This is a genomic window from Ruegeria sp. (assembly GCF_028066395.1).
In the GTDB taxonomy this organism is placed as follows: domain Bacteria; phylum Pseudomonadota; class Alphaproteobacteria; order Rhodobacterales; family Rhodobacteraceae; genus Ruegeria.
This window is the reverse complement of record NZ_JALCBM010000055.1, coordinates 6,399-28,846: the sequence shown is the minus strand read 5'-3', so window position 1 is coordinate 28,846 and position 22,448 is coordinate 6,399. Positions and strand designations below refer to the sequence as shown.

Here is a 22,448-nt window from a genome sequence, read left to right as displayed (position 1 = left end):
AGATTTCTTGTGTCTTGTCGTTGCGAAGCGCGTCGGTCACCTTTGTCCTCCTGAGCATCAAACCGTACTCTCGGGAAACGGCGAATGCGGTGATTTTTGGGTTCGCAATGTGACGGTAAATCTGGCTACCAAAAATAGCGTGATGCCGAACGAAAGTTTCATAGCTGTGCAAAAGTCGCCGGGGCATTACCCCGGTGGCAGCCGTCCTGCATGAGCCCGCATCAACTTCAGGAATTCCTCCGCATGAGGGCTCATCACCTTGGTATGATGATAGGCCATGTGAACTGTACTCTTGTAACTAAAGGTGTTTGGCAGAACTTTGAAAAAATCAGGTTCTCGTCCATCAAAGTAATGATCTGGTAGATATCCCAGATAAATCCCCGCTTTGACCAATGCAGCGACGGCTTCGGTCTCTAATACGACAGGGCCGCGCTTGAACCGGTTTTTCAGCCCGATTTGCAGGCTGCCCTCCCGATACTCTCTGGATATCAATTGATGCGCCTGCGCCTCTTTGACGGTGATTTTTCCGGTTTGCCGAAGCTGCTGAATCAAGTGGTGCGATTCCCCCGCGTACACGCTTGAATATTCGTCATAAAGGGGCTCGTAGATCAGTTCTTCGAAGGAGGTGTAACGATGAAGTATGCCCAGATGAGTGGTGCGTTCCAACAGGCGCTTTTCAATCTCCCTGGGTGATCCGACTTTGAGATGAATGGCCACATTTGGAGCCAACTGATTGAAAATACGCAATACCTTGGTCAGCGGATTTCTTTCGTCGGAATAGGTGAAATCAGTCATACTGATATCCAGAGTCCCGACAAGATTTTCGTTGATCGTGGCGATGCCTTCGACAAACTCATCTGTCGCCGACAATAGCTGGTCAATATAGACCATGGCTTTTTGACCATGTTGTGTGAGCTGAAATCCCCGCCGCCCGCGTTCACGGTGCAAGAGTCGCATACCAAGTCTGGTTTCTATGTCGGTTATCTGACGTGATATCGTTGAACGACCTACCCCCAACTCAGCCTCAGCAGCAGACAGGCTGCCGCATTCGACCACTTTGGTCAGTACACGCATCAAACGAAGATCGACATCGCTGACGGCGCCGAAGAATACCTTTTTCCGCATGTTCTTCTTCGCCCCTCCCGTGACCTTTGCACGTAAATGAAACATTAATTGGATGTCCAGCAATTTCCAGGGGCGCTGCACCCGGATATTTTGGTGCGGTGCAGATATCCAAAAGTTAGGAGTTGGAAAGCATATGGCGTGGAACGACAAGAAACTTGAACAGTTGAGAGCTCGTTTTGATGGGCCCAATAGTCATGTCGTTTACGACGAGCACGCCAAATACATCTCTTCTCTGCTGTTCGATCCCGGTGGAACGCGCCGCACGCCTCCATATGCCGGGGCAATGACCTTCCTGGACGCCCCCGCTGCGGAGCTGACCGACGAAGCTTTGCAGGGGCTGGATGTAGCGATCATTGGCATGCCGATGGACCTGGCGGTTACAAATCGTTCAGGATCACGGTTTGGTCCGCGTGCGTTGCGCGCGGTCGAACGGATTGGCCCGTATAATGACGGATTACGCTGCGCGCCGGTTCAGGAAATGAAGGTTGCCGATGTGGGCGACGTCCCATTCCGAAGCCGCTTTAGTTTGGAACAAAGCCACGAAGACATCACCGAGGCCGTCGCCAAGATCGTGACCGCTGGAGCATTGCCGCTGTCAGTCGGTGGCGATCACTCGATCAGCCTTCCGATCCTGCGCGCATTGGCAAAGGATGGGCCGGTCGGAATGCTGCACATTGATGCCCACGCCGATACCGGCGGTCCATTCGATGGTGAGCGTTTCCACCATGGTGGTCCCTTCCGCAACGCAGTGCTGGAAGGTTTGCTGGATCCCGAACGCACAGTGCAGATCGGAATACGGGGTCAGTCAGGTTACCTCTGGGAGTTTTCACATGCCTCGGGCATGACAGTCATCGAGGCGCAAACCTTGGCCAAATCAGGGCTGGATGCTGTCATTGCCCAAGCGTTGGAGGTCGTGGGTAATGGTCCGACCTACGTGTCCTTCGACGTGGATTCCCTGGACCCGTCATTTGCACCCGGTACTGGCACACCCGAAGTCGGCGGGCTGACACCGCGCGAAGTCATTGGCCTGCTGCGCGGCATGGCAGGCATGAACATAGTGGGTGGTGATGTCGTCGAAGTAGCGCCCTCATACGACGCCACATCAAACACAGCTCAAAACGCGGCCACAGTGCTGTTTGAAATCCTGAGCTTGATGAAATTCCGCAATCAGACACTTTCATCTTGAAAGGTCGAGAAGGTATAGATTTCCTTGCCCTAGCCGACATAGCTTACAGTAGAATACGCTGCTAAAATCCGAAACCCGCCCTTCGTGCATGGCGCAGCATCGGTCAGTCTGGGCTCTCGTCCACGATGAATAAACTCGGCGCGCCACTACAGATGCTGCGGTGCCTCCGAGGTCTGCAAGGAGCCCCAAACCCACCAATACTGCACGATGCATCAATGTCCGCTTTTCATTGATGGGGACCTAAGATAGGTTCCCAGTGTGAAGTTCGCTCGAACCATAACTGCAACACTTCTTGTTGTTTTGTTGGTCCTGATGGCAGGGCTCGGTGACCGCGCGCATGCGATGCTGGAGGACTGCAACGGTGGGCATTGCGAACACCACGTGCATGCGTCTGTAGACGATCACCATGTTGACCACACCGTAGTTTCGCCAAGTGGAAGCACCTCACATGAGCCAGACGGCACGACGCACGAAGGATGTAATCCATTCCTTTGCAATACCGCTGCGCTCACAGCGCAGGATTTCCTAGCGACACCTAACCGATCCGTAATTGTAGAGGCATGGCAGGCCTCAAAGCTCTCGACGCTCAATGAACCGGACAACCCGGACAGGCCACCTAACACTTGAAACAGATTTCCGACGTTGTTCACGGCAGTGAACACGTTCCAGTGTGCTGCAAATTATTTGCGGCACCACTCTGTTACATAAGGTTAGGACCAGTACATGAACCGAAAACATCTCCTGATTAGTGCGTGCGCCGTGGCAGCCGTCGCTGCCTATATCACCCTACGCCCCGCCCAAGTTGACGAAGCCGCGCAGTTGGCACCCACCGAAGACAATGCGATGGTGGCAATTCAAATGCCGCCTATCGAAGGGAATGCGGCCATGGGGCAGCGTATATTCGAGAACGCCTGCGCCGCGTGCCACGGCAGCAACGCGGTCGGCGTAGAAGGCGCAGGGCCACCGCTGGTCCATATCATCTATGAACCCAGCCATCACGCAGACGAATCCTTTCAACGCGCGGTCGCAATGGGCGTCAGAAGCCATCACTGGCAGTTTGGTGACATGCCTCCGGTTGAGGGCTTGACCCGCGGTGACGTGGCTATGGTCATCGACTACATCCGCGAAATCCAGCGCGCCAATGGAATAAATTGAGGAACCTCCCAATGAAGAAGCTCACCACATTTGCACTGATTTCCATGCTTGCCACAAACGCTTTTGCCCATTCGAGCGTGGACACCACCACACCCGAAAACGGCGCGACAATTGCCGAAGTACCCTCTGAGATCAGCTTTAACTTTACGGATGATATTCGCCTGACAAAGGTGAACATGATCCATCAGGAGGCGCATACCGTCACGCTCGATCTCGGAGACCAGACAAGCTTTGGCCGCGCATTCGCGCTCCCGCTTCAGAGCATGGGCGAAGGCACCTATCGCATTGAATGGCGGGGCTTGGGTGCGGACGGGCACGCCATGCAGGGTGAATTCACATTCACAGTGGACTGACCATGCCCGATATCTGGGGATTAGGCGCAATACTTTCCAAGCTGATGCTCTATGTCGGTATTGGAGGTTCGACCGGGCTTTTGATTGTTCGGGCTGCTTTCGCCGACTTGGTGACGCCTCTGGTCGATAAGATGCGTGTGCAGGCAGCGCAGTTGGCGGGGCTTGCGCTTGCAGGCTCTGTCCTCGGGTTCATGCTGCGCGGCGCCGCCCTGACGGGCGGAGCCGATGGGATGACCGATCCGGAAATGCTCGGCCTGTTGTGGCAGACCCCGGTTGGCGACGTTCTGGTCTATCGGTTTGTCGGGACGGTTTTGATAATAGTCGGGGCATTCATGCCCCTTATCGGCCAATGGATCGCGCTTGCCGGTGGACTGATCGCCCTGTGGTCATTCGCCCAGATCGGGCATGTCCCCGAGTTGGAAGTAACCGGCGTCCGGTTTCTATTGCTCCTGCACCTTTTGGGTGTTGCGTTTTGGATTGGTATCCTTGGACCCTTGCGTGCCCTGTCGCAACGGCCAGAACATCTGAACAGCGCAGCAATGTTGGGTCATCGGTTTGGACAGGCGGCTTCGATTATTGTTCCTGCATTGATTTTGGCGGGACTGCTGATGGCTTGGATGTTGCTGGGTGATCTATGGGCTCTGACGACCACTGGCTACGGGCAAACCCTGCTGGTCAAACTTGCACTTGTGGGCGCGATCCTGACGTTGGCAGCCGCAAACAAACTCCGCTTTGTTCCAGCCATGCAAGCAGGGGATGAAAAAGCTGCGCGCCATCTGGCGCGATCTATTGAAAGCGAAACTGTGGTCATTCTGATGGTGCTTGTAGCCACCGCGGCGCTCACCAGTGTTCTGACCCTACCGAATTGAGGCAATCCATGAACAGGCGAGGCTTCTTGATCACAACATGTGCGGCGGCGCTGGCACCGCGCATCGCTCTTGCATCAGTTCCCTTTGAACTGATCGCACAGCCGGTCAACGCGCAAATCCTGCCCGCAGGTGATCCGGCGACACCGATGCTTGGCTTTAACGGCAGTGCACCTGGTCCGGTGCTTCGCGCCCGTCAGGGCGATACATTTGATATTCGGTTCTTGAACCAGATTGATGAAGGCTCTGCAGTGCATTGGCACGGGCTGCGCATCGACAATGCGATGGATGGCGTGCCGGGGATGACCCAAGAGGTCGTAGAGACGGGTGCTGAGTTTGAATACAGTTTTCGAGCACCCGATGCAGGGACGTTCTGGTATCACTCCCACAATCGGTCCTGGGAGCAGGTTGCAAAGGGTCTCTATGGACCGCTGATTGTTGAGGAACTAACGCCGCCCGACGTGGATCACGATCTGATTGTCATGATTGACGATTGGCGCATCACCGAAAACGGAGCGCTCGCCGAGGGCTTTGAGAACAGGCACGATCAGGCACATCAAGGGCGGCTGGGAAACTTTGCTCGTGCGCTTGTCGAACCGAATTCACCCGTCCGGCTCGGTGATCGTGTGCGCTTGCGGTTGATCAACGTCGCAACAGACCGGATATTCCCGATTGAGCTTGAAGGCATCGACGGCAAAATCGTTGCTTTCGACGGCATGCCACTGCCGAACCCGCAAGCGGTTTCGAATCTCATTCTCGCACCAGCTCAACGCGCAGATATCATTGCTGACGTAACATCAGATGATCAGATCGCCTTTGTCTTCCCAACGCGCGACGATCCCTACCTGCTGGGCGAAATCCCGGTTGAGGGGGCGAACACCACGCGGCAACCTTCCGAGATTCCCGCACTGCCACCAAATGAGCAGAAGCAGCCGGATCTGGACAATGCGGTGGTTCTGTCGCTCACCATGCAAGGTGGGGCGATGAGCCGTCCCGCAAGCACGCAAACGGATATTTGGGCGTTCAACGGGCAATCTGGCCTGACGGATACGCCGTTTCATAGGTTTGAACGCGGCCAAACGGCGCGCATCCGTCTGGTGAACGACACCCGTTTCCCGCATGGCATCCATCTGCACGGGCATCATTTCTTTGAAGTCGGGGCGAACAATAGCTTAGGCGCTTTCCGGGATACAGCGATGGTAAATGCTGGTGATACCCGCGAAATCGTCTGCGTGTTCGACAATCCCGGCAAATGGCTGTTGCACTGTCACATGCTGGGGCACCAGGCGGCTGGCATGAAGACATGGGTGGAAGTAGCATGAAACGCTTTCTGATCGTCGCTGCATGTAGCGCCGCGACTGGTGCAATCGCTGGCCACGAAATGGACGGCCGCGATTTGAGCAAAGGGCAGACCCTCTACGCTGAACACTGCGCGTCCTGCCACGGTGCAAATCTGGAAGGGCAGCCTGATTGGCAGACGCCCGACGAAAACGGCATTCTGCCTGCACCACCTCATGATGAGAGCGGGCACACATGGCACCACGACAATCGGCTTCTCTTTGAATACACTCAGCTAGGAGGCGAGGCTGCGTTGGCCGCGCGCGGCGTCGACGGCTTTGCAAGTGGCATGCCCGGATTTGGAGACATCCTCATCGATGACGATATTTGGGATATTCTCGCCTACATAAAGTCCACTTGGCCTGAGCGTGTTCAGGAAATTCAAGCGGGCCGCAATCCACCGCATGATTAAGGAAGACAGCCTTCGCACTGTGGCGAGTGGGGCATAGCACTCACGCCGGTTTTTTGTGATATCGCACCGCAGCCTTTCTGGTTCATGCAGTTTTCTTGCAAAACTTTGAGCGTCGTATCGATCACGTTACGCAACTCGGGAAGAAGCCTGTCCTCGTGATGCATTACGAGCCATTGATCGTGCGTTAGCTCGAAAATCGGTGATGATATCCTCTCATGGACGTTCGATACAGCGTTCTTGCGTTGTTGTCAGGAGGCACATGTACAACATGCTATTCTTTTGAGGAGACCTACAGGCGGCTTCCGTATTGCCGGAGAACCTGCATTGCTGACGTTGTGCCAAAAATGCTGAACGGAAGGTTTGTTGCGCTGAGCAGCCCTTTACGCTGATGAAAAAAAATATCGCACAGGTCGCACATCCATCCTTTGAGAGGGTTTGTGTCGTTGCGGCCAGTTGAACCGTATTTTTGCGCAACACCACTTCGGGTAGGGGACTTAAGACAATCCTCCGGGCCTTGTTCTTTCCGGCTCAACGCGTGGGGCCAAAGAAAAAGCCATATGCCGGGGAAGGCATATGGCTCTGGTACAGGGAGAGGCCGGTGGACAGATATCGGGGATGATAAACCCGGCCTCCTACGGTAACAGATATGACCCTACGTCAGCTTCTGCCTCCGGTATGTGAAGCGGTTCACATGTAAGATTAAATTTTAGATTAAATCTGAATCGGCCAGTTGTTTCAGCGCGTCGAAATCATGGATTTGCAGCCCCCCGCGCGAAGCTTCGACCACATTGCTGCGTTTCCAGGTCGAGATCGTCTTGGACACCGCCTCGCGCGTGGCACCGACGAATTCGGCCAGTTCGCTTTGCGACAGAGTGATGCGGGCGGTGGGCGAATCCTGTTGCCCGGACAGCAGCAGCAGCTTGCGGGCCAGCCGCACCGGCATGGGCAGGAACACTTGTTCGTTCAACTGCGCCCCCATCCAGCGCATCCGCACACCGGCCAGCCGGATCATGTCGACCGCCAGATCGGGGTGCTGCTGGATCTGTTTCATCACGTCGCGCTGGCGCACGCGCAACACCCGCGAGGGCTCGGCCGCCGTGATGGTGGCGGTGCGCGGGCCGTTGTCGAACAGGGCGATCTCGCCAAACACTTCGCCGGGGCGCATCAGGCTGAGCGACAGTTTGCGCCCGCTCATGGCCAGAAAGGACGCTTCGAGCGTGCCTTCCAGAATAGCGTAAAGCGCGTCGCCTTCGTCGCCTTGTTCGAACAGCACCTCGCCCCGGTCCAGCGCAACCTCGGCAGCCTGCGCGGCCAGCATTTCCCGCAGCCCTTCTGAGGCTTCGGACAGGAATCCACTATTGGGAAAGGCCGTCATGATACGGTGGTGCTCCGGCGTGAGTGTTTTGAGTGGTCCTTCAATTATTCACAGCTTTGGCATTAAGCCAAGGATTTTGTCGGGAATTTCCAAAGATAGACGCCCGCTACTTTTGGTCGGGGTCGTCCATATAGCGTTGCAGCATGGTGATTTGCAGCATCAGAAACGCCATCAAGGCAATGGGAAAACCAAAGGTTTCGATCTTGACCCAAAGGTCAGTCGACAGGGTGCGCCAGACCAGTTCATTGGCCACGGCCAGCACCGCGAAACAAGCACAGAGGCGGCGGGTCAGGATCATCCAGCCTTCGTGTTTCATCGGCATCATCTCTTCCAGCACATAGGCCAGATAGGATTTGCCCTGCAGCAGGCCGATGCCGAGGATCGCCGAGAAGAAGCCGTAGACCAGCGTGGTTTTCATCTTGAAGAAACGCTCGTCATTGAACCATGCGGTCAGGCCGCCGAAGAAGATGACCATGAAGGCGGTGAAAATCTGCATCCGGCTGAGTTTGCCGGTCAGGACCCAAAGGATGCCCATCGCGGCCAGCATCAGCGGCACGAACAGGATGGTGGCGATGATGAAGCCGGAATATTCGGTCCCGCCAATCAGAAAACTGTCGTCGCGCAGGCGCAGGTAGATGAAGAAGAAGGCCAGCGGCGGCCCCAGCTCCAGCACCTGTTTGAGAAACGGGTTGATGTCTTTCTTGCCTGTCATGGTCGTCGTCCTGCTGGTTACCCGCCCATTTCAACTATTACAGCGCCGAGTGCAATCAATGCCATCAGGGCGATGCGTCTGGGGCCGACGGTTTCCTTCAGCACCAGCCATCCGATCAGCGCGGCGAAGACGGTTGAGGTTTCACGCAGCACGGCGGCCTCACCCACTTTGTCGAGCCTTGTGGCCAGCATGATGGCTCCAAACGAAAAAGGTGCGATCAGGCCGCCGGTGAAGCCGCGCAGCATCAGCGGACCAAGGGCCGGGCGGTTGGGCATGGCGCGCCATCTGAGGGCGGCGTAGAACGGCATGGTGGCGCCGTCGATCATGAAGAACCACGCCAGAAAGGTGAACGGATCGGCTGTGGCGCGGATGCCGTAGGCGTCATAGGTGGTATAAAGCGCCACGAACAGGCCGGTGGCAAAGGCCAGAGCCAGCGCGATGGTCAGCGTGTCGCGATTGGTTTCGAGATAGCGGAGATTATAGGCCGCCAGCCCGAAAATCCCCGTCAGCAGCGTGGCCACGCCCAGCCATTGCAGGCCCGAGAAGGTTTCCCCGAACAGCAGATAGGCTCCGATCACGGTGAACAGCGGGCCGGTGCCGCGAACGACCGGGTAGACCACGGTGTAGGAGCCCTTGGTATAGGCCATGGCCTGCAGGATCTTGTAGCCGATATGGATCAGCCAGATCGTGGCAAAGATCGGCCACATATAGGGTTCGGGCCAGGGGACCACGAAAAACGCGAAGGGGGCCGCCATCAGGCAATAGCTGGCGTCGATGGCCCCGCGCGACAGCCACGGGTCGTGGCGGCCCTTTTGCAGCGCGCCGAAGACCGCGTGCAGGAAGGCGGCCATCAGGGCGAGGCCGAGGGCCAGCCTGTGGCCCGCTTCGGTGCCTTCGAGGGAGATTAGCCAGTCGCTCAACAATCGGTTCTTTCACGGGTGGAGAGGCTGGGGGTTTTCCACCCCCAGACCCCCGGAGGATATTTTGGGCCAGATGAAGGGGGATCAGGTTTGGTGCAGGCCGGTCAGGGCGGCGGCGAATTCTTCGGGGTCGAAGGGGGCGAGGTCGTCGATTTGTTCGCCGACGCCGATGGCGTGGATCGGCAGGCCAAACTTGTCCGCCAGTGCCACTAGCACGCCGCCCTTGGCGGTGCCGTCGAGCTTGGTCATGACGAGGCCGGACACATCTGCGAGTTTTTGGAAGGTTTCCACCTGGCTCAGCGCGTTCTGGCCGGTGGTGGCATCCAGCACCAGCAGGGTGTTGTGGGGGGCGGTGTCGTCGACCTTGCGGATGACGCGGACGATCTTAGCCAGTTCTTCCATCAGGTCGGCGCGGTTTTGCAGGCGGCCTGCGGTGTCGATCATCAGCAGGTCGGCGCCGTCTTCCTGGGCTTTGGTCAGGGCGTCGAAAGCAAGGCTGGCGGGGTCTGAACCTTCGGGGGCGGTCAGGACGGGCACGCCTGCGCGGTCGCCCCAGACCTGCAGCTGTTCGACAGCGGCGGCGCGGAAGGTATCGCCCGCGGCGATGACGACTTTCTTTCCGGCGGCTTTGAACTGGCTGGCCAGCTTGCCGATGGTGGTGGTTTTGCCCGAGCCATTGACGCCCACGACCAGCACCACTTGCGGGCGTTTGGGATAGATCGGCATGGGCTTGGCCACCGGCTCCATCACGCGGGCCACTTCCTGCGCCAGCAGTTGCTTGATTTCTCGGGTCGAGAGTTTGCGGCCATAGCGCCCCTCGGCCATGTTGGCGGTGACGCGCAGGGCGGTGTCGACGCCCATATCCGAGGCGATCAGCAGCTCTTCGAGCTGTTCCAGCATGTCGTCATCCAGCGTGCGGCGCACCACGGTGCGGTCCTCGCCACGGTTGAACAGGCGGCCCAGCAGGCCCTTGGCTTCGGGAACCTCGGGCGGCGGTGGGGCCGGGGTGGGATCGGCAGGGATCGGCGCGGGCGGCTCGGCAGGTTGTGGTGCGGGCGCGGGGCTGGGCACTTCGGGCACCGGTTGCGGTTCGGGCTCCGGCTCGGGGATGATCGGATCGGGCGTTTCGGGGGGGGAAACCGGGGTTTCCTCGCCACCATCCTCGACAATCGCATCCAGCCCCTGTTCAAGGCGCGACGAGGATTTGAACAGCTTGTCCTTCAGCTTGGAAAAAAACGCCATTTTCGGTCTCCGCAGGTGTTCCCCTCACCTAATGCGGATTGGCGGCAGTTGCAAAGGGTCAGGTGAAGGCAATCAGGAACCCGGCCTGCGCGCCCCAATAGAGCGGCCAGATCAGATAGGGGTTGAGTTTCAGGGCCGGATGGTTGGCGGGCAGCAGGAATTTCTCGGTTGCCAGGATCAGATCCGAGGCGATGAAGGCAAGTGCTGCGGGCAGGGCCCAGCGCAGGGCTCCGGTGTCGGGCAGGGCCTGCACGGTGATCCCCATGCCGAGGATGATGGGGATATAGGCCAGCACCGGGCCTTTCAGCGCGCCCGCGCGGGGGGTGATCAGGGTGGCCATGATTATGCCCAACAGGATGAGGGACCAAAAAATCCCGGGCTGTGTCAGAATCAAGCCCATGTCGCTGGCGGGGGCGGTCAGAAACAGGGCGATATAGGCCAGATGACCAGCGGCAAAAGCGCCGATACCGGCCATGAATGTGGTTTCTGTCTCGCGTGATAGCAGTGCGTCGCCGATGGCGCAGAGCGTAAGGGCCAGGGCCAGCAGCCAGGGTGCGGCCTGCGTCAGGGCGAGAGCCGCCAGCAGGGCGACCGAGGCTGTTTTCAGCACGCTGCGCAGTGTGCTGGCCGGGCGGGCCGTCAGTGGCAGATAGGCCAGCGCACAGAGGAGGGCTGCGTAGAAGATGGTCAGGCTCCGTCCTGAGGGTCCTGTTCAATGTCACCCGACATGTGTCCGCGATGCAATCCATGACGTTGAGTGAGGCCATCGCGGAAAGGTTGATTGAAGCCGGGGGCGGGCTTCTGACAGAATGCCCATATGTTCAGACGCCTGATGATTCTCACCCTCTTATCGGCCCAGGCCGCCGCCGCGCAAACTGCCCTGTCGGGGGCGGAGTTTGACCGCTATACGCAGGGCAAGACGTTGTTTTACGGCTTTGACGGGCAGGTCTACGGGGTCGAGCGGTATTTGCCGAACCGGCGGGTGATCTGGTCCTTTCTGGATGGCCAGTGCAAGGAAGGCATCTGGTACGAGCGTGAGGATCAGATCTGTTTCCTCTACGAAGACCGGCCTGACCCGCAATGCTGGGTCTTCACGCAATCGGGCGGCGGGCTGATCGCGCAGTTCGAGGGGAACCCGGAGGCGACGGAACTCTATGAAGCGTCTGATCTTGGTGAAGACATGGTCTGCCTTGGTCCCGAAGTGGGGGTCTGAGGTCAGGTGACGCGCAGGTCTTCGTAGCTGATCATCACATGCTCTTGGAATGCGGGCCGGTTGCACAGGGTGGTGTAGTAGCGGTGCAGATACGGCAGCGGTGAGCGTGGTATGTCGATGTCATAGTAGCGGAACAGGATATGGCCGAGTTGAATATCGGCCAGTGTCAGCTCTGATCCGGCGATATAGGGGGTTGTCGCCAACTGGTGGTCGGCGATTTCAAGTTTGTCTTCCAATGTCGCCACCGCGTCCTGAATGGCGGTCTCATCCCGGTCTGCCGGTGCAGTGCGCACAACGCGCCAGAAGACCGGGACAGTGAATGTCATGGCGACGTTGATCTTTGCCCATTCGGCCCATTTGTCGACCTCGGCGCGACGAATGGGATCGGTGGGCCAGAAGCCTTCGCTGCCATATCGGTTGGCGAGGTAACGCAGGATCGCGCCGGTTTCCCATAAGGGCGGATCGTCCCCGTCCTGCATAACCGGGATGGTCTGGTTCGGGTTCAGGGTGCGGAATGTGTCGGTCTCCAACCCTCCGAAGTGATGACCCAGATCGTGGCGTTGATAGTTCAGACCCAGCTCACCCACGCACCACATCAGCGCTTGCACGTTCGAGGATGTCTTGCGGCCCCAGATCGTCAGCATGGGTCAGAACAGCGACCCTTGATCGGGCGCGTCCGGTTTGGGCTTCTTCGCGGCGGGTTTCGCGCCGCCGGTCTGCAACCGGCCATCGGCGAACTCGATCTCCAGAACCGGATGTCCGGCGGCCTGCGCCTTGGTGGTGATCACGTCGCCCTCGGCCCGGACCACCGCATAGCCGCGGTCCAGCGTGGCCTTGTAGCTGAGCGTTTCGCGCAGGCGGTCGGTGGCGTCCAGTTGCTGACGCAGGCGGTCCAGCCGGGTGGTTTGGGCGGTGTCCAGCCGCTCGGCCAGACGGGTCAGGGTGTCGCGCCGGGTGGTCAACTCGCGCTGGATCGGGCGCAGGGTCAGGCGCGAGGACAGGTTGCGCCAGCGGTCGCGGCGGGTTTCGACCAGCGCGCGCAGGGTCGAGGGGCGCAGATGGGCGGAGCTGTCCAGCAGCTTGACCCGACGGGTCTGAACGCCCCGGATCAGCGCATTGGGTAGACGCTCGGAGACCTGATCCAGCCGCTGCCGGGGCGTATCCAGCAGGGTTTCGGCACGCGGCAGGGCACGGGAGAGATCGCGCAGTCGCTGGCTGCGCCGTTGCACCGCGTCCGTGGCAGAGCGCGCCAGACGCGCGCCTTGCTCGCCAGTCCAGGCCAGTAACTCCATCCGCACCGGCACGGCCAATTCCGCCGCAGCCGTGGGCGTCGGCGCGCGCCGGTCCGAGGTGAAGTCGATCAGGGTCGTATCGGTCTCATGCCCCACTGCCGAGATCAGCGGAATATCCGAGGCTGCCGCCGCGCGGGCAACGCTTTCCTCGTTGAAGCCCCACAGATCCTCGATCGAGCCACCGCCGCGCGCAACGATGATCAGGTCGGGACGCGGCAGCGCGCCGCCCGGGGTCAGGCGATTGAACCCTTCGATGGCGCGGGTGACCTCGGGCGCGCAATTGGCGCCTTGCACGGCCACCGGCCAGATCAGCACCTTGCGCGGAAACCTGTCCCGCAGCCGGTGCAGGATATCGCGGATCACCGCACCGGACGGCGAGGTCACAACACCGATGATGCCCGGCAGATAGGGCAGGGGTTTCTTGCGCTCGGGCGCGAACAGCCCCTCGGCCTCTAGCTGTTTCTTGCGCTTTTCCAGCAGCGCCATCAGCGCGCCTTGGCCCGCGACAGCAACCTCATCGACGTTCAGATTGTATTTCGACTGCGCCCCAAAGGCGGTGAGGCGGCCGGTGACCACGACCTCCAGCCCCTCTTCCGGGACCACCGACAGGCCCGATATCTGCCCTTTCCACGTGGTGCAGGCCAGCACGTTCCGGTCATCCTTGATATCGTAATACAAATGCCCGGACCGCGCCTTGAACACGCGCCCGACTTCGCCGCGCACACGGATTCGCCCGAACGTGCCCTCCAACATGCGCTTCACCTCTCCGGAAATGTCCGAGACGGTGTATTCAGGGGTATTCTGGCCGGGAATGGGGTCGTCAAGCAGGTCGGACATTTCAGCGCCTTGTGTCAAATGCCCGCCCAGCTTAGAACGCCCGGCAAGCGAGGCCAAGCAGATCGGAGACGACCCCATGAACATCCTTATTCTCGGCAGCGGCGGGCGGGAACACAGCCTGGCCTGGGCGGTGATGCAGAACCCCAAATGCGACCGTCTGATCGTGGCGCCGGGAAATGCCGGGATCGCGCAGATTGCCGATTGTGCCGCGCTGGATATCGAAAATGGCGGGGCTGTGGTCAGCTTTGTCGAGGAAAACGCGATTGATTTTGTGATCATTGGTCCCGAGGCTCCGCTGGCCGCAGGCGTGGCGGATCGTCTGCGTGAAGCGGGCGTGCTGGTCTTTGGCCCCTCGGCCGAGGCGGCGCGGCTGGAGGCCTCGAAAAGCTTCACCAAGGAGATCTGCGACGCGGCAGACGCGCCGACCGCCGGATATGCGCGGTTTACCGAGGCCGCACCGGCCAAGGCCTATATCCGCGAACAGGGCGCGCCCATCGTGGTCAAGGCTGACGGTCTGGCCGCCGGTAAGGGCGTGATTGTCGCCATGGACGAACAAACCGCGCTGGAGGCCATCGACGACATGTTCGGTGGTGCGTTCGGCGGGGCCGGGGCCGAGGTGGTGATCGAGGAATTCATGGAGGGCGAAGAGGCATCCCTTTTCGTCCTGTGTGACGGCGAGAGCATCCTGTCCGTCGGCACCGCGCAGGACCACAAGCGGGTGGGTGAGGGTGACACCGGCCTGAACACCGGCGGCATGGGCGCCTATTCCCCGGCTCCGGTCCTGAGCGCCGAGGTTGAGGCCCTGGCGATGGACCAGATCGTGCGTCCGACCATGGCCGAGATGAAGCGTCGCGGGACACCGTTTCAGGGGGTTCTCTATGCCGGGCTGATGATCAAGGACGGCCAGCCCCGGTTGGTGGAATACAATGTCCGCTTCGGTGACCCGGAATGTCAGGTGCTGATGATGCGCCTTGGGGCGCAGGCGATGGACCTGATGCATGCGGCAGCCGAAGGGCGGCTGGGTGAGGCGCGGGTGAACTGGGCCGATGATCATGCCATGACCGTGGTGATGGCGGCCAAAGGCTATCCGGGGGCTTATGACAAGGGGAGTGTGATCAACGGTCTGGACGCACTGCCCGAGGACAGCAGCAACATGGTGTTCCACGCGGGCACCAAGGCTGTTGACGGTCAGGTGCAGGCCGCCGGGGGGCGGGTTCTGAACGTGACCGCGCGTGGTGACACATTGCACGACGCGCGGGACCGGGCCTATGCGATGGTGGATGGGGTTGACTGGCCTGAGGGATTTTTCCGCCGCGACATTGGGTGGCGCGCGTTGTGAGGTTGGCGGGCAGGGGGCTTTGCCCCCTCGGCCTGCGGCCTCTCCCCCAGGATATTTTTAGCCAGATGAAGAGCGGATCAGCAGGTGAGGGCGGCTTTGAGGCTGTCTGCTGAGTGGAGCGGGCCGAGGTCTCTTTTGGTCCAGTCACCGGCATAAATGACGGCGATGATGCGGGACCAGTCGGCGCTGGCAAGGATCAGTCTTGGGCGGGCGCCGCAATCCCAGATGCCGCCGGAGATGAAATCTTCGCCGATCTTGTGGTTGGTCAGGCCGGGTATCGCGGCGATTTCCGTCAGGTCGCCGTTTTCATAGCGCCAGATGCGCAGGGTTTTGGCCAGATGCGGGCGGTCGATAAAGGCGATCTCGACATTCCCGTCGCCATCCAGATCAGCGGCGCCGATAGGGGCGAGCCAGCGGAAGCGGGTGCCGATATGTGGGGTGGCGGCGATTTTTTCTCCGCGTGCGTTGTAGATGGCCAGTTGGGCGCCTTCGTGAACGCTGGTTTCGACGACAATGACTTCGTTTGAGCCGTCTGAATCGACGTCAGCAAGTCGCGGTTCAAGGTCTTCAAAGACACGATCCAGAGGGAGCCGGACGAACTGAGTTGTTCTTCTGTATGCGAGGTCCTGCCACAGTAGGCTGGGCAGCGCAGTGTTTTCGACGGATATCTCCAAACCGCCGTATTCGATGTCATCCCCGAGTACGGCATGCGGATAGCGGTTGGTCGGGTCGATAAATCTGGCTGAGGTTATCGTTTCATTGGCACTGGCGAACCCAGTCCCGGCCAGCCATAAACTCAACGTCAGCAGCGCGCCGCGAGTCCCACGCCGCCACAGGCGGGCGGGCTGACGCGGCGCTTTGGAAAGCATCAGATCTGCTTTTCCGGCATTTGCACAACCAGACCGTCCAGCGCGTCGGTGACCTTGATCTGACAGGTCAGACGCGAGCGGGCCGGGTCGGGCTCGTAAGCAAAGTCCAGCATGTCCTCTTCCATGTCGTCCTTGGCCGGTACTTTCTCGACCCAGTCGGGGTGGATATAGACATGGCAGGTCGAGCAGGCGCAGGCGCCGCCGCAGTCGGCCTCGATGCCGGGAATGTTGTTGTCTCGGGCCCCTTCCATGACGGTCAGTCCGTTGGCGACCTCGACTGTATGTTCGGTACCGCCGTGCTCGACATAGGTGATCTTTGCCATTGCGTGCGTCTTCCTTTTGCGATGTTCGAAATGGTGTTTAGTCAAGGGATTTAGGTCTTTCCAGCCTCATTTGCGACTCATCACGCCGCCTCTGGACATTCCTGTGATATGTTCTACCTTTGTTCTCATGCTTGTTGCCCCTGTTCGACCTGCGGCCCGGAATCGGGACTGGCCGCGACCGCCTGCCTGTCTGCCCGCCGGCCAGTTGGGCATCCCGCCCGATAACGCGCGTGTGACGGTGGCGGGGCTGGTGATCCTGCGGCAGAGGCCGGGGACGGCCAAGGGGGTGATTTTCGTCACGCTTGAGGATGAGACCGGCATCGTGAACGTGGTGGTCTGGCGCAAGATCTACGAACGCTTCCGCCGCGCGGTGATCTCGGGGCGGCTGTTGCGGATCACGGGCCGGATGCAGCGGGCGCATTCGGTGACCCATGTGATCGCGGAAGAGGTCGAGGATATCTCGGGCCTGCTGGATGTGCTGGTGCGGGGGGAGGAAAGCCCCAGCACCGCCGATTGAGGCACTCCAGACCGCTTAGCGGCAGACAGGCCCGCTGTTGCGGCGGGCGGTGTCGAAGTGGAAATGCCCCTTGTGATACTGATCCGAATCGGGACCAAGCACGGTGCCGAACAACCCGCATGCCCCGCCATGCAGCTTGCGTAAACGGTCGCCATGAACCTGGTCGGTCCATCCGTCACGAACGGTGATCTGGGTGCCGTCATTCAGCACAAAGGTCGAGATATCAATCGCGCGCCCCCGTGCGTGTTCGGACAGGCGTGTATGTGGCTGGTTGTTCTGCGTCTTGCAGGCATAGTGTCCGGCAAGGCGCATCCCTTTCAGGCCGCCTCCGATATCGGCGAAAACCGGTTTGGCGGTGGTTTCGATCCAGGTTTTCAGCGTCACGGCTGTTTCGCAATCCATCAGGGCCAATTGGCTGAGGAAAATGTCGGACACAATCTGCACCTGAACCGGCTCGGCAATGCCGCATCCGCGATACTTGCCGGTAAACGGCTTGCGCGTTTTACCCAGAATGGTCCAGTCGCCACAGACCGCCCCGCGCTGCCGCATCTGTTCCCGTCCGCGTTCCAGTTGAAGAAACTTTTCAGGGCGCGGCTTTGGTCGGATGGAGGTCAGCACCTCTCGGCCTTGGGTTTTCGAGCGTTTGACGGGCGCGTCTTCTGGCCCCGGTTCGAGATCTTCGGGCGTCGCAGCCGCCCGGGTTTCATTGGGCTGGGTGCAGAGATCATCGGCGCAATCCGGTGCCGCGTGCGCGAGGCCTGTGTGCAGGATTAGTATGGCGATTAGTATCCGCATTGGAGCGGGGACATTCCTTTCCAAATCCGTTTCCACTGTTTTCAGGCTAGGCTAGCGCATGCTTTGTGCTTTGGGTACGGATAAACGTTTAAACACGAGATGTCTTCATTTTGGTTGGGGAGTGCGAATTGTCGGTGGTTGAGAGCCTTGGGCCGATTGAAAGAGGGACAGGGCGCACGCCGTGAGCGAGTTTGACAATACAAGCTGTCGCGCAAGGCAGCGACAGCATTTCGTGACTGTTGGACGTGTTGATCGAAGAGACAAAGATGATCCAGCTTTTGCCGATTTAACTAGGGTAGTATGGAAATTCACAAAATATCTATTATTGTCAAATATTTACATCGTTCTTACGGGTGCGTACCCTTTCAATCTCTGATCAGAGATTCGTAGCCAATTGTCGATGTTAGGAGTCCTGCTGTGGATAATGACCCCAAGATCATCACTAACCAAAAGTGCAAACAGGGTTCCATAATCCGGGACATGTTTGTGGATACGGCAGATCAAAACTACGTTCTGGCTCGGTGGTGTTTTCAGATGGGAATGCCTTCAGATTTCTTATGGAATGCTACGCACTGCCTTGAAAAATATCTAAAAGCAATTCTGCTGTACAATGACCGGTCGGCCAAAGAAGGTGGGCACAATGCTCATGTGCTTTACTCGAAGGTTAAAGAGTTTGCAGATGATCTATTGCCAGGGTCTTTGGTTAAACCGGATCAGGTTGAAGGCCAATGGACCGGAGAACCTGCTGATTTCTATGTGCATCGCATTTACCGAAATGGGGATGCTTCGGTTCGCTATAATTTGTTTGGATACAACCTGATGGGGGCAGACTTGTTTAAGTTGGACCAGGTCGTATTCGCACTCCGGCGGATGTGCGGATTTTTAGATAGTTATCTATTCGGTAATGTAGCGGGCGGTAAACACTCCGTCACGTTGCGGGAGCACTTATTGAGTCAGCCGAACTACGGAGGTTCTCTGGTTGCTACGAAACTTGGTGCAATCATTAGCAATAAATCTGAGAATAGTCTGCGCCATGCCGCCCTGAACTGCAATTTTTCGTTTGCTCCGATTGACTATCCGCATGACGAATTGTCGTTTGGGAGTTCAGGAAAAAATGCGAGCATCGGGAAGTATATAATTGGGCCCGATGAAAAAGGTGTAGTCGGGCAGGAGGCGCGTGAGACTGCCGAATTGGCTGAATGGGTCCTCAAGAATATCCATATAGGAAAAAAGGGGGAAGATCCCAGAAAACAACTGAATGAGATCAGAGATAACATGCGTCGTCGAGCGAAAATGTAGTGATCCTCGAAGGCCTTCTATGGGGTGGCCGTTGAGAATGCAGCATTCGTAAAGATAAACTCTTTACGCGTAAATGAGGTGGATTACCGCCGAAACAAAACCCCCTGCGCCTGCTTGTCACGATGGTCCTCGCGCAGTTCCGCATGCAGCGCGCGTCCAGCTTGCACTCCGGGGCGGGCGCTCACCGTCTCAAGCCAGCGGGCGAAATGGGGTTTGTCTTCCAGCACCTGCTGCTGCCCCTCCCACAGGCTGGCCCAGCCCCAGATCGACATGTCGGCGATGGAATAGAAATCTCCGGCGACAAATTCGTGCTCGGCCAGCCGCCGGTCGAGCACGCCGTATAGACGTCCGACCTCCGTCCGGTAGCGGTCTTTGGGATAGGGGTGGTCCTGCGGTGGGTCCAGTTGCGGGGCGTATTTCAGGAAGTGATGCGCCTGGCCGGCCATCGGGCCGACGCCGCCCATTTGCCACATCAGCCATTCTTCGACGGCGATCCGGTCGCGCTCGGTTTCGCCATAAAACTGCCCGGTCTTGCGGGCCAGATACATCAGGATCGCGCCGCTTTCGAACACCGAGATGGGTGCGCCGTCCGGGCCGTCGGGGTCGACGATGGCGGGCATGCGGTTGTTGGGGGCGATCTTCAGGAAATCCGGGTGGAACTGGTCGCCCTTGCCGATATTGATCAGATGGGTGGTGTAGGGCAGGCCCATCTCTTCCAGCGCGATGGATGCCTTCCAGCCGTTTGGCGTGGGCCAGAAATACAGATCGATCATGGTGCCTCCGTCCTTTGCTCAGATCATGGGGCTTTCGCGCCGTCGGGCAAGGGGCGGGACGGAGTGTTACGAAACCGTGACCGACCCGCCGCCGGGCTTGACGATCACCCCAGCGGGGCGTAAAGGCAACAGCAATACGTGGCGATTTGTTACCGGATTGCGGGCCACGCTAAACAACACCGCTAAAAGGTCAGGATGAAAGACCCCTTTCGCTTGGCCGCGTCTGGGGTTTTTTGTTTGCCTCCCAACCGGAGGCTGAAAGGATTGAAGATGAGCGAGAGCTGGAACAAACGCACCCAAGCCGTCCATGGCGGCATCCGTCGCAGTCAGTACAACGAGGTCAGCGAGGCGATTTTCCTCACCCAGGGCTTTGTCTATGAGAACGCCGAACAGGCCGAGGCGCGGTTTATTGAGACCGGCCCGGATGAGTTCATCTATGCCCGCTACGGCAACCCTACCGTGTCAATGTTCGAACAGCGTGTCGCGATGCTGGAAGGGGCCGAGGACGCTTTTGCGACCGCTTCCGGCATGGCCGCCGTCAACGGCGCGCTGGTGTCGATGCTGAAGGCAGGCGATCACATCGTCTCGGCCAAGGCGCTGTTTGGTTCGTGTCTCTATATTGTCGAAAACATCCTGACCCGGTTCGGGGTCGAGGTGACGTTCGTTGATGGCACCGATCTGGAACAGTGGAAGGCCGCCATCCGCCCGGACACCAAGGCGGTGTTTTTCGAATCCATGTCGAACCCGACGCTTGAGGTGATCGACATCACCGCCGTCGCCCTGCTGGCGCATGAGGTCGGCGCGCTGGTGGTTGTGGACAATGTGTTCTCGACCCCGGTGTTCTCGCGCGCCATCGCGCAGGGTGCGGATGTGGTGATCTATTCGGCCACCAAGCATATCGACGGGCAGGGGCGTGCGCTGGGCGGGGTCATCATCGGCACCAAGGACTTCATCCGCGGCACGGTCGAGCCCTACCTGAAACATACCGGCGGCGCGCTGAGCCCGTTCAACGCGTGGGTCATGCTCAAAGGGCTTGAGACCATGGCGCTGCGGGTCAATGCCCAAGCCGAGAGCGCGCAGAAGATCGCCGAGGCGCTGGAAGGTCATCCGGCACTGGCACGGACGCTGTATCCGGGGTTGAAAACCCACGCGCAGAACGCGCTGGTGCAGGAGCAACTGGGCGGCAAGGGCGGCACGGTTCTGTCGCTGGATATCAAGGGCGGGAAAGAGGCGGCCTTTGCCTTCCTCAACGCACTGACGATTCCGGTGATCTCGAACAATCTGGGCGACGCCAAGTCGATCGCGACCCATCCCGCCACCACCACCCATCAGCGCCTCAGCGAAGATCAGCGCGAAGAGCTGGGCATCACCCCCGGTCTGATCCGCCTGTCGGTGGGTCTTGAGGATGCGGGTGATCTGCTGGCGGATATCGAACGGGCGCTGGCGACGTCGCAGGCGTAACCCCCTTTTCCCGGGCGAAAAGCCCGGGGGCAGGGCGCTTTTGCCCGAAAAATGGCGGTTTTATGCGGAATGTCCTGATCCGGGCTGATAAACAGCGCGTATTGGCCTATAGTGGAATGTGGTCTGAAACCGTCTATAGTCGGGCGGTGAAACAAGGATAGCCTGCGTATGAACCTTCTTCCCCGTGATCTGGACGAGGCCCCGGACCGTGACGCCGCCGCCGCCGCGCTGGACGTGCTGCGCAAATGGGCGGAGACGGCCACCGAGGCCGAGATCAGCCAGCTTGATCCGGCGGTTGCGCGTCTGGTGCCCGGTCTGGTGCCGGTCAACTACCCATCCTTGTCGCGGGATTACCCGGAAGATTTCCGCGCGGATGAGGCATATCGCGCCACGCTGCCCGATCTGCAAAACGGCCCGTCCAGCCTGATCCGGGGGGCCAAACAGCAGATTCAGCATGTGGGGATCTCCAATTTCCGCCTGCCGATCCGATTCCACCGCAAACAGGGGGATGATCTGACGCTGGAAACATCCGTTACCGGCTCGGTCAGTCTGGAGGCCGGGAAAAAGGGCATCAACATGTCCCGTATCATGCGGTCCTTCTACAAGCACGCCGAACGCACCTTCAGTTTCGAAGTGATGGAATCGGCGCTGAATGATTACATGACCGATCTGGACAGTCTGGATGCGCGCATCCAGATGCGGTTTTCCTATCCCGACCGGATCGAAAGCCTGCGCTCGGGCCTGTCGGGGTTTCAGTATTACGACATCGCGCTGGAACTGGTCGAACGCGGGGGCGAGCGGCTGAAGATCATGCATCTGGACTATGTCTATTCCTCGACCTGCCCCTGTTCGCTGGAGCTGAGCGAACATGCGCGGTCCACGCGTGGGCAGTTGGCGACGCCGCATTCCCAGCGCTCGGTCGCGCGGATTTCGGTGGTGGTGGATTGCAACGCCGATTGCCTGTGGTTCGAGGATCTGATCGCGCTCTGCCGTCGTGCGGTGCCGACCGAGACGCAGGTCATGGTCAAGCGCGAGGATGAACAGGC

25 protein-coding genes and 1 riboswitch are annotated in these 22,448 nt (G+C 59.2%); of the genes, 13 read left to right on the top strand and 12 right to left on the bottom strand.

What is annotated here, in order from left to right; genetic code table 11:
- On the top strand, positions 1-214 hold a 214-nt coding region (locus MPJ51_RS16160; protein WP_298388802.1), incomplete at its 5' end, for a hypothetical protein.
- Here MPJ51_RS16160 and MPJ51_RS16155 read toward each other — a convergent pair.
- The gene (locus tag MPJ51_RS16155) at positions 187-1,170 is read right to left on the bottom strand and encodes a LysR family transcriptional regulator (protein ID WP_298388800.1); all 984 of its coding nucleotides are present in this window, start codon (positions 1,168-1,170) and stop codon (positions 187-189) included. The two genes, MPJ51_RS16160 and MPJ51_RS16155, sit on opposite strands and share 28 nt — an antisense overlap.
- Before the next feature lie 7 nt (positions 1,171-1,177).
- On the opposite strand from MPJ51_RS16155, the gene speB reads away from it, so the two are divergent.
- The 6 genes from speB to MPJ51_RS16125 all read left to right on the top strand — a co-directional run bounded on the left by speB (position 1,178) and on the right by MPJ51_RS16125 (position 6,435).
- Positions 1,178-2,311, top strand: coding sequence for an agmatinase (gene speB / locus MPJ51_RS16150; RefSeq protein WP_298388798.1), 1,134 nt, complete (start codon positions 1,178-1,180; stop codon positions 2,309-2,311).
- 723 nt (positions 2,312-3,034) lie between these two features.
- Positions 3,035-3,466 (top strand): cytochrome c, encoded by a 432-nt coding sequence (locus tag MPJ51_RS16145; protein WP_298388796.1) that lies wholly within the window; start codon positions 3,035-3,037, stop codon positions 3,464-3,466.
- An 11-nt stretch (positions 3,467-3,477) separates the two neighbouring features.
- Positions 3,478-3,819 (top strand): copper resistance CopC family protein, encoded by a 342-nt coding sequence (locus MPJ51_RS16140; protein ID WP_298388795.1) that lies wholly within the window; start codon positions 3,478-3,480, stop codon positions 3,817-3,819.
- 2 nt (positions 3,820-3,821) lie between these two features.
- Positions 3,822-4,688, top strand: a complete 867-nt coding sequence (locus MPJ51_RS16135) for a CopD family protein (protein WP_298388793.1) — start codon at positions 3,822-3,824, stop codon at positions 4,686-4,688.
- Positions 4,689-4,714: 26 nt separating this feature from the next.
- Complete coding sequence (locus MPJ51_RS16130; protein WP_298388792.1) at positions 4,715-6,007, top strand: multicopper oxidase family protein; 1,293 nt, start codon at positions 4,715-4,717, stop codon at positions 6,005-6,007.
- A complete protein-coding gene (locus MPJ51_RS16125) occupies positions 6,004-6,435 on the top strand; it encodes a c-type cytochrome (RefSeq protein WP_298388790.1) in 432 nt (143 codons plus the stop codon). Before MPJ51_RS16130 ends, MPJ51_RS16125 begins: the two co-directional genes overlap by 4 nt.
- A 706-nt stretch (positions 6,436-7,141) precedes the next feature.
- Here MPJ51_RS16125 and MPJ51_RS16120 read toward each other — a convergent pair.
- From MPJ51_RS16120 to MPJ51_RS16100, 5 genes are all read right to left on the bottom strand, one after another.
- Positions 7,142-7,810, bottom strand: coding sequence for a Crp/Fnr family transcriptional regulator (locus tag MPJ51_RS16120; RefSeq protein WP_298388788.1), 669 nt, complete (start codon positions 7,808-7,810; stop codon positions 7,142-7,144).
- A gap of 106 nt (positions 7,811-7,916) precedes the next feature.
- A complete protein-coding gene (locus MPJ51_RS16115) occupies positions 7,917-8,522 on the bottom strand; it encodes an inner membrane-spanning protein YciB (RefSeq protein WP_298388787.1) in 606 nt (201 codons plus the stop codon).
- Positions 8,523-8,539: 17 nt separating this feature from the next.
- Positions 8,540-9,442 carry an EamA family transporter gene (locus MPJ51_RS16110; RefSeq protein WP_298388785.1) on the bottom strand — a complete coding sequence of 301 codons (903 nt, stop codon included), beginning with the start codon at positions 9,440-9,442 and terminating at the stop codon, positions 8,540-8,542.
- Positions 9,443-9,526: 84 nt separating this feature from the next.
- The gene (gene ftsY / locus MPJ51_RS16105) at positions 9,527-10,684 is read right to left on the bottom strand and encodes a signal recognition particle-docking protein FtsY (RefSeq protein WP_298388783.1); all 1,158 of its coding nucleotides are present in this window, start codon (positions 10,682-10,684) and stop codon (positions 9,527-9,529) included.
- 58 nt (positions 10,685-10,742) lie between these two features.
- Complete coding sequence (locus MPJ51_RS16100) at positions 10,743-11,375, bottom strand: lysoplasmalogenase (protein WP_298388804.1); 633 nt, start codon at positions 11,373-11,375, stop codon at positions 10,743-10,745.
- A 141-nt stretch (positions 11,376-11,516) separates the two neighbouring features.
- Here MPJ51_RS16100 and MPJ51_RS16095 point away from each other — a divergent pair, with 141 nt between their 5' ends.
- Entirely contained in the window at positions 11,517-11,897 is a 381-nt protein-coding gene (locus MPJ51_RS16095) for a hypothetical protein (RefSeq protein WP_298388781.1), read from the top strand.
- A gap of 2 nt (positions 11,898-11,899) precedes the next feature.
- Here the strand turns inward: MPJ51_RS16095 and MPJ51_RS16090 are convergent, their stop codons facing one another.
- Together MPJ51_RS16090 and xseA are read right to left on the bottom strand one after the other, a co-directional pair.
- The gene (locus MPJ51_RS16090; RefSeq protein WP_298388779.1) at positions 11,900-12,541 is read right to left on the bottom strand and encodes a glutathione S-transferase family protein; all 642 of its coding nucleotides are present in this window, start codon (positions 12,539-12,541) and stop codon (positions 11,900-11,902) included.
- A gap of 3 nt (positions 12,542-12,544) precedes the next feature.
- Entirely contained in the window at positions 12,545-14,026 is a 1,482-nt protein-coding gene (gene xseA / locus MPJ51_RS16085) for an exodeoxyribonuclease VII large subunit (protein ID WP_298388777.1), read from the bottom strand.
- 76 nt (positions 14,027-14,102) lie between these two features.
- On the opposite strand from xseA, the gene purD reads away from it, so the two are divergent.
- On the top strand, positions 14,103-15,365 hold the full coding sequence (gene purD / locus MPJ51_RS16080; RefSeq protein WP_298388776.1) for a phosphoribosylamine--glycine ligase: 1,263 nt from the start codon (positions 14,103-14,105) through the stop codon (positions 15,363-15,365).
- A 77-nt stretch (positions 15,366-15,442) separates the two neighbouring features.
- Here the strand turns inward: purD and MPJ51_RS16075 are convergent, their stop codons facing one another.
- Both MPJ51_RS16075 and MPJ51_RS16070 read right to left on the bottom strand, forming a co-directional pair.
- Positions 15,443-16,234: a VCBS repeat-containing protein gene (locus MPJ51_RS16075; RefSeq protein ID WP_298388774.1), complete on the bottom strand. Its 792-nt coding sequence runs from the start codon at positions 16,232-16,234 to the stop codon at positions 15,443-15,445.
- The gene (locus MPJ51_RS16070; RefSeq protein ID WP_298388772.1) at positions 16,234-16,557 is read right to left on the bottom strand and encodes a 2Fe-2S iron-sulfur cluster-binding protein; all 324 of its coding nucleotides are present in this window, start codon (positions 16,555-16,557) and stop codon (positions 16,234-16,236) included. The genes MPJ51_RS16075 and MPJ51_RS16070 overlap by 1 nt, the downstream gene beginning before the upstream one ends.
- Positions 16,558-16,684: 127 nt before the next feature.
- Here MPJ51_RS16070 and MPJ51_RS16065 point away from each other — a divergent pair, with 127 nt between their 5' ends.
- Positions 16,685-17,074 (top strand): OB-fold nucleic acid binding domain-containing protein, encoded by a 390-nt coding sequence (locus MPJ51_RS16065; protein ID WP_298388770.1) that lies wholly within the window; start codon positions 16,685-16,687, stop codon positions 17,072-17,074.
- A 15-nt stretch (positions 17,075-17,089) separates the two neighbouring features.
- Here MPJ51_RS16065 and MPJ51_RS16060 read toward each other — a convergent pair whose 3' ends face one another.
- Positions 17,090-17,869, bottom strand: coding sequence for an extensin family protein (locus MPJ51_RS16060; RefSeq protein WP_298388768.1), 780 nt, complete (start codon positions 17,867-17,869; stop codon positions 17,090-17,092).
- A gap of 417 nt (positions 17,870-18,286) precedes the next feature.
- On the opposite strand from MPJ51_RS16060, the gene MPJ51_RS16055 reads away from it, so the two are divergent.
- Positions 18,287-19,168, top strand: a complete 882-nt coding sequence (locus tag MPJ51_RS16055; RefSeq protein WP_298388767.1) for a hypothetical protein — start codon at positions 18,287-18,289, stop codon at positions 19,166-19,168.
- Positions 19,169-19,251: 83 nt separating this feature from the next.
- Here the strand turns inward: MPJ51_RS16055 and MPJ51_RS16050 are convergent, their stop codons facing one another.
- Positions 19,252-19,941, bottom strand: a complete 690-nt coding sequence (locus tag MPJ51_RS16050; RefSeq protein WP_298388765.1) for a glutathione S-transferase N-terminal domain-containing protein — start codon at positions 19,939-19,941, stop codon at positions 19,252-19,254.
- A 128-nt stretch (positions 19,942-20,069) separates the two neighbouring features.
- Positions 20,070-20,147: riboswitch (SAM riboswitch) on the top strand.
- A gap of 64 nt (positions 20,148-20,211) precedes the next feature.
- Here MPJ51_RS16050 and metZ point away from each other — a divergent pair.
- Together metZ and MPJ51_RS16040 are read left to right on the top strand one after the other, a co-directional pair.
- Positions 20,212-21,402: an O-succinylhomoserine sulfhydrylase gene (metZ, locus tag MPJ51_RS16045; RefSeq protein WP_298388763.1), complete on the top strand. Its 1,191-nt coding sequence runs from the start codon at positions 20,212-20,214 to the stop codon at positions 21,400-21,402.
- Positions 21,403-21,570: 168 nt separating this feature from the next.
- On the top strand, positions 21,571-22,448 hold an 878-nt coding region (locus MPJ51_RS16040; RefSeq protein WP_298388761.1), incomplete at its 3' end, for a GTP cyclohydrolase, FolE2/MptA family.